Origin of the sequence: Nocardia takedensis NBRC 100417 (genome assembly GCF_000308695.1) — a bacterium.
GTDB lineage: Bacteria > Actinomycetota > Actinomycetes > Mycobacteriales > Mycobacteriaceae > Nocardia > Nocardia takedensis.
In genome coordinates, this window is the sequence record NZ_BAGG01000266.1 from 129,193 (window position 1) to 143,979 (window position 14,787).

13 protein-coding genes are annotated in these 14,787 nt (G+C 69.8%); 8 read left to right on the forward strand and 5 right to left on the reverse strand.

All coding sequences use genetic code 11. The annotated features are described in order from the left end of the window. Positions 1 to 34 precede the first annotated feature (34 nt). The 3 genes from ON30_RS35405 to ON30_RS35415 all read left to right on the forward strand — a co-directional run bounded on the left by ON30_RS35405 (position 35) and on the right by ON30_RS35415 (position 3,643). Positions 35 to 505: a MarR family winged helix-turn-helix transcriptional regulator gene (locus ON30_RS35405; RefSeq protein ID WP_040714845.1), complete on the forward strand. Its 471-nt coding sequence runs from the start codon at positions 35 to 37 to the stop codon at positions 503 to 505. Between the two features lie 47 nt (positions 506 to 552). Beyond that, positions 553 to 1,956, forward strand: coding sequence for an MFS transporter (locus ON30_RS35410; RefSeq protein ID WP_218006348.1), 1,404 nt, complete (start codon positions 553 to 555; stop codon positions 1,954 to 1,956). Between the two features lie 121 nt (positions 1,957 to 2,077). Continuing rightward, positions 2,078 to 3,643 carry an alpha/beta fold hydrolase gene (locus ON30_RS35415; RefSeq protein ID WP_051030458.1) on the forward strand — a complete coding sequence of 522 codons (1,566 nt, stop codon included), beginning with the start codon at positions 2,078 to 2,080 and terminating at the stop codon, positions 3,641 to 3,643. 1 nt (position 3,644) lies between these two features. On the opposite strand, the gene ON30_RS35420 is transcribed toward ON30_RS35415, so the two are convergent. Next, positions 3,645 to 4,253: a TetR/AcrR family transcriptional regulator gene (locus ON30_RS35420; protein WP_051030459.1), complete on the reverse strand. Its 609-nt coding sequence runs from the start codon at positions 4,251 to 4,253 to the stop codon at positions 3,645 to 3,647. 125 nt (positions 4,254 to 4,378) lie between these two features. Here ON30_RS35420 and ON30_RS35425 point away from each other — a divergent pair, with 125 nt between their 5' ends. The 4 genes from ON30_RS35425 to ON30_RS35440 all read left to right on the forward strand — a co-directional run bounded on the left by ON30_RS35425 (position 4,379) and on the right by ON30_RS35440 (position 9,031). Then, positions 4,379 to 5,434 carry a Rieske 2Fe-2S domain-containing protein gene (locus tag ON30_RS35425; RefSeq protein WP_040714847.1) on the forward strand — a complete coding sequence of 352 codons (1,056 nt, stop codon included), beginning with the start codon at positions 4,379 to 4,381 and terminating at the stop codon, positions 5,432 to 5,434. A gap of 38 nt (positions 5,435 to 5,472) precedes the next feature. Continuing rightward, complete coding sequence (locus ON30_RS35430) at positions 5,473 to 6,558, forward strand: NAD(P)H-dependent amine dehydrogenase family protein (RefSeq protein ID WP_040714848.1); 1,086 nt, start codon at positions 5,473 to 5,475, stop codon at positions 6,556 to 6,558. Positions 6,559 to 6,624: 66 nt separating this feature from the next. After that, positions 6,625 to 7,620, forward strand: a complete 996-nt coding sequence (locus ON30_RS35435; RefSeq protein WP_040714850.1) for a DUF2332 domain-containing protein — start codon at positions 6,625 to 6,627, stop codon at positions 7,618 to 7,620. 184 nt (positions 7,621 to 7,804) lie between these two features. Then, a complete protein-coding gene (locus ON30_RS35440) occupies positions 7,805 to 9,031 on the forward strand; it encodes a PucR family transcriptional regulator (RefSeq protein WP_085999464.1) in 1,227 nt (408 codons plus the stop codon). Between the two features lie 19 nt (positions 9,032 to 9,050). On the opposite strand, the gene ON30_RS35445 is transcribed toward ON30_RS35440, so the two are convergent. After that, entirely contained in the window at positions 9,051 to 10,568 is a 1,518-nt protein-coding gene (locus ON30_RS35445; RefSeq protein WP_040714961.1) for an aldehyde dehydrogenase family protein, read from the reverse strand. Positions 10,569 to 11,194: 626 nt separating this feature from the next. Here ON30_RS35445 and ON30_RS35450 point away from each other — a divergent pair. Beyond that, positions 11,195 to 12,436 carry an oxygenase MpaB family protein gene (locus ON30_RS35450; RefSeq protein ID WP_040714852.1) on the forward strand — a complete coding sequence of 414 codons (1,242 nt, stop codon included), beginning with the start codon at positions 11,195 to 11,197 and terminating at the stop codon, positions 12,434 to 12,436. A 92-nt stretch (positions 12,437 to 12,528) separates the two neighbouring features. Here ON30_RS35450 and ON30_RS35455 read toward each other — a convergent pair whose 3' ends face one another. The 3 genes from ON30_RS35455 to ON30_RS35465 all read right to left on the reverse strand — a co-directional run bounded on the left by ON30_RS35455 (position 12,529) and on the right by ON30_RS35465 (position 14,485). Then, a complete protein-coding gene (locus ON30_RS35455) occupies positions 12,529 to 13,194 on the reverse strand; it encodes a phosphate signaling complex PhoU family protein (RefSeq protein WP_040714854.1) in 666 nt (221 codons plus the stop codon). A 111-nt stretch (positions 13,195 to 13,305) separates the two neighbouring features. After that, positions 13,306 to 13,656, reverse strand: a complete 351-nt coding sequence (locus tag ON30_RS35460; protein WP_157184086.1) for a hypothetical protein — start codon at positions 13,654 to 13,656, stop codon at positions 13,306 to 13,308. A gap of 10 nt (positions 13,657 to 13,666) precedes the next feature. Continuing rightward, on the reverse strand, positions 13,667 to 14,485 hold the full coding sequence (locus ON30_RS35465) for a potassium channel family protein (RefSeq protein WP_083911919.1): 819 nt from the start codon (positions 14,483 to 14,485) through the stop codon (positions 13,667 to 13,669). Between the last annotated feature and the right edge of the window lie 302 nt (positions 14,486 to 14,787).

Sequence of the window (14,787 nt, forward strand, 5' to 3'; positions counted from 1 at the left end):
ATCCGCTGTCGAACGGCTTGCTAGGCTCGGGGATATGACCGTCCCGCGCGTCGTCGAGCCGGACCTGTCGTTCCTGCTCGACCACACCAGCCACGTCCTGCGCACCCGGATGGCGGCGGCGCTCGCCGAGATCGGGCTCACCCCGCGCATGCAGTGCGTGCTGTTGCACGCCATCGGGCAGGAGCGCACCCAGGCGCAGTTGGCGGAGATCCGCGGCATCGACAAGACGACCATGGTCGCCACCGTCGACGCGCTGGAGAAGGCGGGATTCGCGCGGCGGGTGCCGTCGAGCACCGATCGGCGGGCCCGGATCATCGTCGTCACCGAGGCGGGCGCGGAGATCGCCCGGCGCGGGCAGGAGATCGCCGACGGCGTGCACGCGGCGGCGTTGAATTCGCTGCCCGCCGCGGACCGCGACGTCCTGGTGCGGGCGATGGAGCGCCTGGCCGCCGAACATCTGGCCGATCCGGTGGAAGCGGCCGGAGTGCGCCGAGCCCGACAGTAGATCGGTAATAGATAGTTCCGTAACAGATTATCTGTTACGGTCTTTTCGTGATCTCCTCTCGCGGCGCCGCGCTGGCGGTACTCGCCACCGGCATGCTGATGACCATCCTCGACGGCAGCATCGTCACCGTCGCCATGCCCGCCATGCAGGCCGACCTCGGACTCTCCGCGGCGGGGCTGACCTGGGTCGTCAATGCCTACCTGATCGCCTTCGGCAGTCTGCTGCTGCTCTCCGGCCGCCTGGGCGACCTGCTCGGCCGCCGCCGGGTGCTGCTCGCGGGCACGGGCGTCTTCGTCGCGGCCTCGGTGCTGGCCGGCCTCGCCACCGACCCGTCGGTCCTCATCGCGGCCCGCTTCCTCCAAGGCGTCGGCAGCGCCATGTCCGGCGCGGTCTCCCTCGGCATCGTGGTGACGCTGTTCCCCCGACCCGACGAGCGCGCGAAAGCCTTCGGCGTCTTCGCCTTCACCGGGGCCGCGGGGGCGTCGCTGGGGCAGGTCCTCGGCGGCGTGCTGACCGACGCGCTGAGCTGGCACTGGATCTTCCTGATCAACGTGCCGATCGGTGTGGCCGCCTTGGCGCTGACCGTCGTCTTCGTCCCCGCCGACGCGGGTCTGGGGTGGCGTGCGGGTGCCGACCTGCTCGGTGCGGGCCTGGTGACGGTCGGGTTGATGGCGCTGATCGCGGCGGTGGTGGAACCGGAGGTGCGGTGGAGCGGCGCGGTCGCGGCCGTCGTCCTGCTGGGCGGTTTCCTGCTCCGGCAGGCCAAGGCCCGCACCCCGCTGATGCCGCTGCGCCTGTTGCGCTCGCGTCAGGTCGCGGGGGCGAACGCCCTGCAGATCCTGATGATCGGCGCGATGTTCTCCTTCCAGATCCTCATCGCCCTCTATATGCAGAGCGTCCTGCGTTATTCGGCGCTCGAGACCGGACTGGCGATGCTGCCCGCCGCGCTGGCCATCGCCGTCATCTCGCTGGTGGTCTCGGCGCGCGTGATCGCCCGGGTGGGCGAACGTCTGACGCTGATGATCGGCCTGGCCGCGCTCACCCTGGCCCTCGGACTGCTGACCGGGCTGCCGGTGCACGCCGACTACGTCACCGATCTGCTGCCGGTGATGCTGCTGGTCGCCGGCGGCGGACTCGCCCTGCCCGCGCTGACCGGACTCGGAATGTCCGGCGCGGGCCCCGCCGACGCGGGGTTGGCCTCGGGGCTGTTCAACACCACCCAGCAGTTGGGCATGGCCCTGGGCGTGGCGGTCCTGTCCACGCTGGCCGCGCAGCGCAGCGCCGCGCGGGTCGCGGCGGGCGTCGCCGAATCCGAGGCGCTGACCTCCGGATACCGCCTCGCCTTCGCGGTCGGGGCCGGGCTGCTGTTGGTCTCGATCGGCATCGCCGCGGTGATCCTGCGCAATCCGACGCCCGTCGAGGGTCGGGGCGTGGCGGCGCCGGTCGGCTGACTCGACCCTGATTACGAACGGCCCGCGCGGGAACGTCCCTACCGGACATTCTCTCCGGGTTACCCGACAGCCGGGCGAGATCGCCGACCGCCCAGATCCGCGACGACGGGAGTCGACCCGCATGAGAACAGCCCACACCGACCGCCGGACCGCTCGCGCCCCGCGGAGGTGGGGAATCGCCTGCGCCGCCGCGCTCGTGCTGGTCACCGCTCTGGCGGGCTGCGGTGGGGACGAACCGCCCTCGGCGCGGAAGTTCTACGACCAGAAGGTGGATTTCGGTCCCTGCGCGGGTTACGCCACCACCCAGATCGACGAACGGGCCTTCGCCAGTGATCCGGCCTTCGAGTGCGCGCGCTTGGAAGTGCCGCTCGACTACGCCGATCCCGGCGGCCGCACCGGAACCGTCGCGCTGTTGCGGTCCCCTGCGCGCGGCGAGCGGATCGGGTCGCTGCTGCTCAATCCCGGCGGACCGGGCGGTCCCGGCATGAGCATGGCCGCGGTCGGGGCGAAGACCTGGGCGAACAGTCCGATCACCGAACATTTCGACCTGATCGGTTTCGATCCGCGCGGGGTCGGGGCCTCCACCCCGGCCATCGACTGTTTCACCGACGCCGAGATCGACGCGGGCGCGTCGAAGACCTCGATCACCGTCGGCGACGGCTCGTGGACCGACCGGGACACCCGCGCTTTGGTGGAACGGTGCGCGCGCGGGTCGGGCGGCCTCGACGTGCTCGCGAGCGTCGGCACCCGCGACGCGGTGCGCGACATGGACGTGCTGCGGGCGGTGCTCGGTGACGAGAAGCTGAACTTCCTCGGCCAGAGTTACGGCACCCGCCTCGGCGCGGTGTACGCCGAGACCTTCCCGGACAAGGTGCGGGCGATGGTTCTCGACGGCGCGATCGATCCGCGGGTGGGCACGGTGCAGCGGCGAGTCGACCAGTTCACCGCGTTCCAGAGGGCTTTCGACGAGATGGCCGCCGATTGCGCGACCCGCCCGGACTGCCCGCTCGGCCCGGATCCGGCGCGGGCCACCGAGGTCTTCCTCGGCATCGCCCGCCCGCTGACCGATCGGCCGATCGTGCTCGCCGACGGGCGGCGCGTCGATTTCGACGCCGTGTACGGCGCGGTGACGGCGGGACTCTACGATTCGACCGCGTGGCCCGCGATCACGCGCGGACTCACCGAGATCGGCCAGGGCCGGGCCGACACCCTCACGGCGCTGGGCGACGCGTTCGGCGGACGGGACGCCGCGGGGCGCTACAGCAATTTCAACGAGGCGCTGTTCGCGATCAACTGCATGGACGAGCAACGCCGCACTCCGGCCGAGGAGGTCGCGCTCAAACAGCGCATCCAGGAGGTCGCGCCGTACACCGATGCCGGTCGCGGGCCCGAGGGCGCGCGCGACGGGTGCGAGGCGTGGCCCGCCGCGCCGACCCTCGGCAGCCCCTACGCGGTCGGGGTGACGAATCTCGCTCCCACGCTGACGATCTCGATCACCGGTGATCCCTCGACGCCCTTCGACGGCGGCGTCTCGCTCGCGCGCGAACTCGGCGGCGGACTGCTCGCGGTCGAGGGGGAGCAGCACACGATCGCGCTCTCGGGCGCCAGCGCGTGCGTGAACGACGCCGTCGCGGCGTACTTGGTGCACGGGACGACCCCGTCCGCGGACGCGCGGTGTGTGCTGTGAGTCAGGTCTCCAGGTAGGCGACGATTCCGCCGACGAGCGCTTCCAGGGCGTCGTCCAGATCGCCGTAGGTGCCCAGCGTGCGTTCGGAGGTGATGCCGCGCATCGCGGCCGGGATCAGGGCGGCGACCCGGCGGACCCGGTCGGGGTCCAGGCGCAGATCCGCGAACGCGCGCTGACAGGCCATGTCCCAGTTGGGTTTCCACGACGCCAACTCGGCGGCGGTGAGCGGGTAGTCGCGCTCGAGTTCGGCGTGGTCGCGGGGCAGGGCGGCGCGCAGGGTCTCGATGGCCAGCGATTCGGGGCGGCGCAGCCCCTCCGCCATGGCGCCGATCAGGGCGGCGACCCGTTCGCGCAGTGTGCCGTCCGGTTCCAGCCCCGCCGGTAGGTCGCCGCGCTTGTCGGCGGTGTGGCGCAGGACCGCTGCCCACAGGCCGTCGATATCGCCGAACTGATATTTGACGACGCCCCAGGTCGCGCCGATGTCGCGGGCGATGCGGTTGCCGGAGACCGCCGCGGGATCGCCGGTGGCCAGCGAGGTGATCGCCGCCTCCAGCATGCTCTCGCGCGACTGTATGCCGCGCTTGTTCGCGCGTCGTCCGCCTACCGCCACATCCGTCACGACGGTCGATCATACCGCTGCCGACCAGCGCGATCCAGTTTCAACTAACCCTCTTGTATTCTTTCAAAGAGGGTTCTACTCTCGTGGTCGTCGCGCATCACCCCGGGAGGATCGAGATGGCGAAACCACCCCTGTCCATGGAGCCGACCGGCTGGTTCCAGGTGGCTTGGTGCGCCGAGATAGCGGTCGGCGCCGTGCACACGATGAAGTACTTCGGCCGCGAGATGGTCGCCTGGCGGTCGGCCTCCGGCGCGCTCGCGGTCTTCGACGCCTACTGCGAACATCTCGGCGCGCACCTCGGCTACGGCGGTCACGTCGAAGGCGAGAACCTGGTGTGCCCGTTCCACGGCTGGGAATGGAGTCGCGAAGGGCGCAACGTGTGCATCCCCTACGAGAGTCATCCCAACAAGGGCCGCCGGATGCGCAGCTACCCGGTCGTGGAACGCAACGAAGCGGTCTGGATCTGGCACGACATCGACGGTCGCGCACCGTATTTCGAGGTGCCGGACATGTTCGAGGCATTCGGCGACGGCCGGACCGCCGCCGACTACTACCCGCCCGTGCCCGCCGCCACCCTGTTCCGGCAGGGCCTGGAACTGCACCCGCAGTACGTCATGGAGAACGGCGTCGACTTCGCGCACTTCAAATTCGTGCACAAGACCCCGTTCATCCCCGAATTCACCCGCCACGACTTCGCCGGGCCGGTCTCCTACGTCGACTTCACCATCGCCTTCGACGACTCGGTGCCCGAGGACCAGGTCAGCAGCGGCGTCGAATCGATCAACGCCGGGCTCGGATGCTCGATCACCAAGAGTTGGGGGATGGTCGACAACCGCACCATGCCCGCCGTCACGCCTGTCGACGACCGCACCAGCGACGTCCGGTTCACCGTGTGGATCGGCCGCCGCCCCGGCGACGACAGTCCGGAGATCAACCGCTACGGCAAGACGATGGCCGATTTCGTCATCGAGCAGTTCGCGGCCGACGTCCACATCTGGTCGCATCAGCGCTACTCCGATCCGCCCGCGTTGTCGCGCAAGGAATTCGAGGGATTCCGCGCGTTGCGTGCCTGGGCCGCGCAGTTCTATCCCGACGGCGGACCCGCGGGCGTCGACCCCGAGCGACCGCACAGCGGCGCGATCCTCCCCGCACCGAACGGCACGCGGGCCTGAGCCCGCCTCCCACCCCTACCGGCAGAAAGGCCGCCTCGATGAGCACCTCCGAACGTATCCGGGTCTTCCAGGTCGCGACCGGCAATCTCGGCACCGAGATGATCGGGCGCATCCGCGAACATCCCGACCTCGAGTTGGTCGGCCTGCACTGCTACACCCCGGACAAGATCGGCCGGGACGCGGGCGAGATCGTCGGCATCGACCCCGTCGGGGTGCGCGCGACCGGCACCGTCGAGGAGATCATCGCCGCGCGACCCGACGTCCTGACCTTCCACGGCGTGTTCCCCGACGAGGATCTCTACGAGCAGGTGCTAGAGGCCGGCATCGACGTGGTGACCACCGCGGACTGGATCACCGGCTACCATCGCGACACCAATCACCCGCATCCCTCGGGCCGCAAGGTCAGCGATGTCATCCGGGCCGCCTGCGAACGCGGCGGGTCCACCTTCTACGGCACCGGCATGAACCCGGGTCTGGCCCAGATCCTCGGCATCGTGCACACCGCCGACGTCGCCGAGATCGAGAACATCACCGTCACCGAATCGGTCGACGTGTCCTGTCACCATTCGGTGGACACCTGGAAGGCGGTCGGCTACGGCCGCCCGGTGGACGACCCCACCATCCCCGACTCGCTGCACAAGTACACGGCGGTGTTCGCCGACTCGGTGTATCTGATGGCCGACGCCTTCGATCTGACGCTGGACGAGGTCACCTTCAGCTACGAACTCGGCGCCTGCACCAAGGATGTCGACCTCGGCTGGTACTTCCTGCCGAAGGGCTCGCTGGGCGCGAACTACATCAAGTACCAGGGCTTGGTGGACGGCGTGCCGCGGGTGGAATCGCACCTCGAGTGGCAGATGACCCCGCACACCGACCCGTCCTGGGAGATCAAGGGCTGCTATATCACCCAGGTCACCGGCGATCCCAACATCTACAGCAAGCACATGATCTTCCCGCGCAAGGGTTTCGACCTGTCCAACCCCGAGAACTTCGCCTCGATCGGCATGACCGTCACCGGGTTGCCCGCGCTGAATTCGATCAAGTCCGTGGTGGCCGCCCCGCCCGGAATCGTCACCAGCGCCGACCTTCCGCTGCGCGCGTTCGCCGGGCGCTTCAAGCTCTGAACCCGATTCGGCGCGGCTCGAGCGCAACCCTGACGCGCCGGGCCGCAGGCGACTACTGCTGACTCCATGGGTGTGGCACGGCGGTTCCGGGAGTTCGTGGAGCGGGAGGTGCGGGACTACGCACCCGTATACCGAGGGTGGGCACTGGCTCTGGCCGACGACCCGGCGGCGGTGGCCTTGGTCGAGGCGCTGCCGCCGGACAAGCGGCAGCCGAATCTGGTGCTGGCGGCCGCGCGGTTCCACGGGGCCGACGGCGTCGCGGCCGCGGATTTCCCGACGTGGCTGCGGGCGAACTGGGCGGCGGTGCGCGAGACCGTGTCGCGGCGGCGCACCCAGACCAACGAGGCGGGCCGGGCGGCGGTGCTGGTGCCGGCGTTCGGTCTGTTCCCGGGACCGTTGACACTGATCGAGGTCGGCGCGTCGGCGGGCTTGTGCCTGTACCCGGATCGGTTCGGTTACCGCTACGCCCGCGGTCATCGGCTCGATCCCGCGGACGGTCCGTCCGAGGTGCTGCTCGAGTGCGCGGACACGGGACCGGTGCCGCATCCCGCTCGGCTGCCGTCGGTGGCGCACCGCGCGGGCGTGGACCTCGCACCCCTGGACCCGGCGGACCCCGAGGACCGCCGCTGGTTGGAAACCTTGGTGTGGCCCGGCCAGACCGCCCGCCTCGACCGGTTGCGCGGCGCGCTGGACATCGCGGCACGAGACCCGGCCACGGTGCTCGCCGGCGATCTGAACACCCTGGTGGCGGACCTGGTCCACGCCGCACCGGCCGACACCACCGTCGTGGTGTTCCACAGCGCCGTCCTCGGCTATCTGACGCCGCCGGAGCGGGAACGCTTCCGCCGCACCGTCTCCGAGCTGCCGTGCCACTGGATCGCCAACGAGGCGCCCGCCGTCTTTCCCGAATTCCTCGGAAACCTCCCCGGTTCCGCGACCGCCCCCGCCACCGACTTCCTGCTCACCGTCGATGGAACCCCGCTCGCCCGCACCGGCCCGCACGGGCAGAGCCTGCACTGGTTCGACCGGTCCAGCGGCCGCGACGCTCTCTCGTCACCGTGACGAAACTCCCGGTGGGGGTAGGTGGCCGCCGGATGTGGTGGCGGGTCCGCGAGTTCGCCGCGCGACGGTGTGCACGGAAAGGTGGCCTGGCCGATCAGACGCGGGGCGAATGCCGAGTAACGACGTTCCTCGGGGCCGGTGGCGGGTAGGCTGACCGCCACCTGTCCGTTCCACCCGGGATTCCATGACTGCTTCCTCCATCGATCCGGCCGCGGATGTGTGGCTGCGTCGTCTCGTGACCGAATTGCTGGAGCCGCGGCGGCAGGAGGAGTTGGTGCGGCGGGCCTTCGAGCAGATCAGCCGAGACGTCCCCGAATTGACCACGCCCGCGTTGAGTCGCGGTCTCGACCGCGCGCTGGTCGCGATGAGTCGTTCGCTGCTGGCGAGTCTGGTGGGCGGGGTGAGTGCGGCCGACCTGCCCGACGAGGCGTTCGACCTGGTCGAGGATCTCGTGCGCAACGACCTGGATCTGCGGGTGCTGCTGCGGATGTGCCGCTCGGGCCAGCACGCGACGGTGCTCGCGTTGACCGAACAGGTCACCATGTCGGCGCTGAGCGAACCGATCTCGCAGCAGGTGATGATGCATCTGGTCGGCCACACCACCGATTGGGCGGGCACCGCGGCCGAGGCGTTGAGCACCGCGTTCCAACGTGAACGGGCCGTCGATCCGGCGGAGGCGACCGCGCGGCGACGGGAAGTGGTGCGGGCCGTGCTGGCCGGCGGTCAGGTCGACGTGGCGGGCGCGCAGGCCCGCCTCGGGTACCGGCTCGAGATCCCGCACGTCGCGATGGTGCTGTGGACCGACGACCCGGCGGTGGGCGGCCTTCGTGACCTGCGCGCGCTGGCCGACACCGCGGCCGCGCGACTCGGGGCCGCCGAACTGCTGGTCATCCCGTGCGGTGAGCAGACGGTGTGGGCGTGGGCGGGCAGGCCCTCGGGCGAACCGATTCGGGCGGGCGAGGTCGATCCCGGCGGGTTCGGGCTGGCGCTGGGCGGCCGTGACGCCGGTGTGGCCGGATTCCGGCGCAGTCACGCCGAGGCGATCGCCGCCCAGCGGGTCGCGCGACTCGGCGGTGACCGCGGCGGCGTGACGGTGTTCGGAGATATCGAGATCGAACACCTGATCAGCCAGAACACCGCGGCGATGGCGGATTTCGTGCGTCGCGAACTCGGCGCGCTCGCGGGTTCGGATCCGACCGCGGTCCGCCTGCGCGAGACGCTGCGCGGGTATCTGCGCTGCCTGTGCAGCGTGGAATCGACCGCGCGCGCCCTGGACGTGCACCGCAACACCGTCCGCTACCGGGTGGACCGGATCGAGGAACTGCTCGGCCATTCGGTGGAGAGTCGCAGACTAGAACTGGAACTGGCGCTGCGCGGGGTCGTCCTGCTGGCCGCCGACACCGCCGGATGAGGCGGTGTCGGCGGTGCGCTCAGCCCCGCAGGCGACGGCCGCCGCGCGCGGACCCGGCGCGCATCGCCCGCTCGACCACGCCGAAACGCTTGAGCGAGTAGGGGAACCAGAGCAGTTCCTTCTTCATCGTCGGCATCGACGGCGCGGTGATCGCCTTGCGGCGGCAGTACTTGCGCACCCCTTCGGCTCCACCCCAACGGTATCCGGTGCCCGACTGTCCCCAACCGCCGTGCGGGAGGGTCGGGTTGAACAGGTTGATGACCGAGTCGTTGATGTTGACCGCGCCCGCGTCGAGCAGACGCGCGATCCGTCGACCGCGCCGACCGCTCGCGGTCCACACCGAGGCCGACAGCCCGAAGGGGGAGTCGTTGGCCAGGCGGATCGCCTCGTTCTCGTCGGAGACCTTGATCACCGGGATGGTCGGGCCGAAGGTCTCCTCGGTGATGCAGGACATGGTGTGGTCGACGTCGACGAGCACGGTCGGCTCGAAGAAGGTGCCGACCCCGGTGGGCTTGCCGCCGGTGAGGGCGCGCGCGCCCGCGGCGACGGCATCGTCGACGTGCCTGCGCACGATGTCGAGCTGTTGCTGGTTGGCCAGCGCGCCGAGGTCGAACTCGCCGTCGCGGCCGTCGTATCCCTGACGCAGCGCGCTCACGATGGCGACGAGTTTGTCGAGGAAGGCGTCGTAGACCGCGGCCTCGACGTAGACGCGCTCGATGGACACGCACAGCTGACCGGCGTTGACCAGCGCGCCGTAGGCGATGCCGTTGGCGGCGCGGTCGAGGTCGGCGTCGGCGAGCACGATGGCCGGGTCCTTGCCGCCCATCTCCAGGCTGTAGGGGATCATCCGTTCGGTGGCGGCGACCGCGACCCGCTTGCCGGTCGGCGTCGATCCGGTGAACTGGATGTAGTCGGCCGCGCCGACCAGGGCCGCGCCGGTTTCCCCGAGTCCGGTGACCACCTCGAACACCGGCGGTGCGCCGATCTCGGCCCACCCGCGGGCCAGCACCAGCGGGGTGAGCGGGGTGACCTCGGAGGGTTTGAGGACCACGCCCGCGCCCGCCATCAGCGCCGGGACGAGGTCCGCGATCGGCATGGCCAGCGGGAAGTTCCACGGCGTGATGATGCCGACCACCTGGTAGGGCTGGTAGACGGTGCTGAGCCGCTTGACGCGCATCATCGGCGAATGCGGCGCGACGCGCTGTTCGGCGAGGAACTTCGGGGCCTTGCGCGCCCAGTAGCCGATCATCTCGACGGTGAAGGCGATCTCGACGCGGGCGTCGACGCGCGGTTTCGCGGATTCGGACTGGATGCTGTCGGCGAGTTCCTCGGCGTGGTCGATCACCCAGTCCTGCAAGCGCAGCAGCCAGCGCCGCCGCGCGCGGGGCCCGATCGCCTCCCACTCCGACTGCGCGCGCCGCACCCGGTCGACGGCGAGTTCGACCTCGTGCGCCGAGGCGATCGGCGGAGTGCCCGCGACGGCTCCGGTGGCGGGGTTGCGCACCTCGATGCGGTCGGCGGTCTGCGCTTCGGTCATGGGGTCTCCTCCGTGGGCGTCGCGCGCGTCGTCGCGCGGCGACTCTTGCGCCCGATGGTGGCAGCGCGGGGCGGCGGCGCGCTCGGACGAACCGCACAGCGCGGCGGGCGGGTATTTGTGCGGGTGCTCCAAGTGAACGGACCGTCGCGTCCGGCGGGGATTCGCGGCGATCCCGTCGATTCGCGAATCACGTTGTGCGTGAATCGTTTTCGCGCCGAATCGGGTGGTTTCCGATGCCCTGTGACCCGCCGCACTGTTCGCGTAGGCGAACTATCAGCGCCGCCGGTTCTCGCGCGCGGCGGGCGCGATTGTTGTACGTTATCGCTGATTCCACAATGATGTTGCCGGCCGATCCGGTCACACGGACGGCGACGAGGTAGTCTCACGTCTGCGGTCTCTCCGCCGTGTCGTGGGTGAAACTTGCTGATCACGTCGAGTAGGCCAGGATTTGTGCCGGGTCGGAGCGTGGGATCGCCGGAAGTCTGACAAGGGGACTGAAAACTTCCGCCAGGAGACTTCCGAAGCGCTAAGTTACTGACTATTCTTGTCATGTGACCAACAGGCCGGCCGTGTCACGAGTCACCCGGCCGCCGGTGGTACTGGACTCGATGAGGAGTGACGGCAACATGAACGGATTCAGCAGGCGTGACGCGCTGCGGGCAGGCAGCGTCCTGGGCGCGGCGGGCGCACTCGCCGCGGTGACCCCGGCGCGGGCGGAACCCTGGACCTGGTCCCCGCAGGGATCGGTCGCCGGTTCCGGCGACGGCTACGACCCTTTGACGGTGTGGGACCCCGAGGCCGACGATGTGATCGCCTCGGTCATCGACCGCGGCGAGGCCCCCGCGGTCAACGACTTGTTGCGCGGCTGGACCAAGAACGGGCAGCCGCTGCCCGCCGGTCTGCCCAACGACCTGCGCGACTTCATGGAGTACGCCCGTCAGCTTCCCGAGTGGACCGACCAGGGCAAGCTCAACACGGCCGTGGAATTCAACAAGAAGCGCGGCCTGTACCTGGGCGTGCTCTACGGCCTGGCCAGCGGCATGATGAGCAACGTCATCCCGAAGGAAGCCAAGGCGGTCTACTACTCCAAGGGCGGCCAGGACCTCAAGGACCGCATCGCCAAGACCGCCAAGCTCGGCTACGACATCGGCGCCAACAACGCCTACGGCCCCGGCGGCGAAATGGTCGTGACCTGCGTCAAGACCCGCATGGCGCACGCGGGCGTACGGCACCTGCTCCCGCAGTCCCCGCACTGGACGGCCTCGGCCGAGGAGCAGATCCCGATCAGCCAGAACGACATCATGGTGACCTGGCACAGCCTGCCGACCACCGTGATGCGGCACCTGACCGCGTGGAAGGTCCCGATCCCGGCGCACGAGTCGGAGGCATTCCTGCACTCGTGGCAGGTGGCCGCGCACATGCTCGGCGTCAAGGACGAGTACATCCCGAACTCCTGGGAGGAGTCCAACTCCCAGGCTTCGCAGGTGCTCGACCCGATCCTGCAGGCGACCCCCGAGGGCATCGCCCTGGCCGACCGGTTGCTGCGCCTGGGCGTGAACCTGGACCTGGCGATCCTGACCAAGCCGATCCTCGGGTCGTTCACCCGCTTCCTGCTCGGTGACAAGATCGCGGACGATCTGCACATCGGCCGTGAGGTCCTGTGGGATCCGATGCTGCGGCTGTCGTGGGGCCCGTTCATCGCCGTGCGCGAGGGACTGCTCCCGATCGTTCCGCTGGCGCCCGACGCCTACTGGCTCTTCGACGAGTTCCTGCGGCAGTTCGCGCTGGTCTACCTGTCCCAGTTCGACCTTCCGCTCAACATCCAGATCCCCACGATGAACCGGAACATGAGCGTTCCGCCGAAGTAGTCGCCTCCGGCCGCGGCGGGCATCCATCCACGGATCGGGACCCGCCGCGCCGGGAACACCGCCGCGGGCCGGGACACGGAATCGACCGTGTCCTAGTTCTCGGCGGATTCGCGCTGTTCGGCGGCCCGTCCGGTGGCCACGAACACGATCCGATGCCCGACCTGCACCGCGTGGTCGGCGAAGCGCTCGTAGTAGCGGCCGATCAGCGTCAGATCGACGGCGGCGACGACCCCGTCGGCCCAGTCCTCGGCCAGGATGCGCGCCAGCAGCGTCTCGTGCAGGTCGTCCATGACGTCGTCGGCGACGTCGAGTCCGGCGGCGGTCTCGGGATCCTCGCTGGTCATCGCCTCGATCGCACCGTCGGCCAATTCCACCGCCACCGCGGCCATCCGCGTCACCAGCGGGCGCACCGAGGCGGGCACGACCGGCGCGGGATGGCGCAATCGCGCGATCTCGGCGAGATGCTGGGCCAGCGCGCCCATGCGCGAGAGGTCCGAGACCAGCTGGATGGTGGTCACGACCTGACGCAACTCCCCGGCGACCGGCGCCTGCAACGCCAGCAGCGTCATCGCCGCCGTCTCGCAGTTCTCGCGGTCGGCCTCGAACCCCTCGCACAGATCGAGGGCGCGTTCGGCCTCGTCGAGGTCGGTGTCCAGCAGTGCGCGTCCCGCGTGCTCGACCGCGTCACGACCCCGGCGGCCCATCGCCCGCAGCACGGCGCCGAGCTCGTCGAGACTGTGACGGTAGCTGGTGCGCATCGTTCGATTCTGCCTGTTCGCCCCCCGATCCCGCACAGCGGGCACGCCCGCCCGGTGAGTTCGTGACGTGCGTCTCCGCGATCCGGTTGCCGGCGGGAGCGAGGACCGGCGTCAGCGGCCGTGCGTGGGCAGTCCGCGGTGCGCGCGCAGGGCGGTGGCGTGATCGCGGAGCTTTCCGGGCAGTTCGGTGAGGTCGAGGTCGGGGTGGTGGTAGGTCAGGATGCGGGCATCGGCGCTGACCTCGAGGTGGTACCGGATGCGGGCGGCGGGGTCGACCCGCAGCATCATCCGGGCCGACGGGTCGATGCGCACACGCAGCGCCAGTTCGTCCAGAGCGGCGGCGATCTGTGCCTGCGTTCCGTGCAGACGCGGATTCCACCACAGGCCGTGAGTGCCCGGCCACGCGAGTTCCACCCGGCAGCTCAGCTGTCCGGCCGGACCGATTTCCGGAAATCGACGCATCCGACGATTCTCACCCGCCGCCGGCGACCATCGGGTCCGCGTCGTCGCGCACCCGCACCGTCGGCGTGTCGAACGTGGTCGGCGTCGCGTGTCCGGCGTTCGCGCGCAGCGCGGCCATCTCCGCGCGCAACGCTCGGACCTCCGCGACCAGCGCGCCGATCTCCCGGTCGGTGTTCTCCACGTTCGCCTCGACCGTCTTCAGCTGATCGAGCACCCAACTCGTGGTGGTGCCGATCGCGAAACTGATCAGGCCGATGCCGAAGGTCATCAGGATCAGCGAGATCAGCCTGCCCTCGGTCGTGACCGGATAGACGTCGCCGTAGCCGACGGTGGTGACCGAGACGACGGCCCACCACAGCGCGTCGCCGAACCCGGTGATCTTGGTGTCGGGCGCGTCGTGTTCGGCGTCGAAGAACGCCAGACTGCACAGCAGCAGGACCAGCACCGAACCGGAGCCGACGAACACCGACAGGCGCGCGCGGGTGGTGGTGTTGCGGTTGAGCGAACCGAGGACCAGCATCGCCGCGCGCAGCAGTCGCAGCGGACGGAACGGCGGCAGCAGCACGATGAGCAGGTCGATCGGATGGGTGCGCAGGAACCGCCACCGGTCGCCGGACAGGGCCAGGCGCACCGCGAAGTCGACCAGGAACGCCGCCCAGATCGTCACGTCGACGACGGTCAACCAGGTGTCGAGGTGCGGTGAGGCCCCGGTGTCGAGGACCTGCCAGGCGTAGACGCCCAGGAACAGGACCGCCAGCACCATCAGGGGCAGGCTCGTCGCCCGCTCCCAGCGCAGGCGTCGGGAAGTCGCGGGGGAGGTCTCGGACATGGGCTTACCTGCGTCGTTCGGCTGCGGATCGGGTGTCGCCGCAGGTCGGTCCGCTGAGGCTACCGAAGTGTCGCGCGATATCCGACCCGCCGGGGGAGCGGCGAAAATAAGTTACGGATGATTCTTTGTCTGATATGGCGCTGACATGCTCATTGGTGCTGTAAGTTACTAAGTAATCGGTTCGTAGCTGCACTGGGGTTCCCCGCCCGACAGGTGGTTCGCCGATGACCGGGCCGCTTCCGACTCCTCTCGGACGCCCGGGGACCGGGTGCGCGACGTTCGTTTCCGGCGACTCCCGAATG

Excerpts from the sequence above, each read along its gene's own strand:
- ON30_RS35405 (WP_040714845.1), top strand. The coding sequence starts at position 35 with ATGACCGTCCCGCGCGTCGTCGAGCCGGACCTGTCGTTCCTGCTCGAC.
- ON30_RS35415 (WP_051030458.1), top strand. The coding sequence starts at position 2,078 with ATGAGAACAGCCCACACCGACCGCCGGACCGCTCGCGCCCCGCGGAGG.
- ON30_RS35425 (WP_040714847.1), top strand. The coding sequence starts at position 4,379 with ATGGCGAAACCACCCCTGTCCATGGAGCCGACCGGCTGGTTCCAGGTG.
- ON30_RS35430 (WP_040714848.1), top strand. The coding sequence starts at position 5,473 with ATGAGCACCTCCGAACGTATCCGGGTCTTCCAGGTCGCGACCGGCAAT.
- ON30_RS35435 (WP_040714850.1), top strand. The coding sequence starts at position 6,625 with ATGGGTGTGGCACGGCGGTTCCGGGAGTTCGTGGAGCGGGAGGTGCGG.
- ON30_RS35440 (WP_085999464.1), top strand. The coding sequence starts at position 7,805 with ATGACTGCTTCCTCCATCGATCCGGCCGCGGATGTGTGGCTGCGTCGT.
- ON30_RS35445 (WP_040714961.1), bottom strand. The coding sequence starts at position 10,568 with ATGACCGAAGCGCAGACCGCCGACCGCATCGAGGTGCGCAACCCCGCC.
- ON30_RS35450 (WP_040714852.1), top strand. The coding sequence starts at position 11,195 with ATGAACGGATTCAGCAGGCGTGACGCGCTGCGGGCAGGCAGCGTCCTG.
- ON30_RS35455 (WP_040714854.1), bottom strand. The coding sequence starts at position 13,194 with ATGCGCACCAGCTACCGTCACAGTCTCGACGAGCTCGGCGCCGTGCTG.
- ON30_RS35460 (WP_157184086.1), bottom strand. The coding sequence starts at position 13,656 with ATGCGTCGATTTCCGGAAATCGGTCCGGCCGGACAGCTGAGCTGCCGG.
- ON30_RS35465 (WP_083911919.1), bottom strand. The coding sequence starts at position 14,485 with ATGTCCGAGACCTCCCCCGCGACTTCCCGACGCCTGCGCTGGGAGCGG.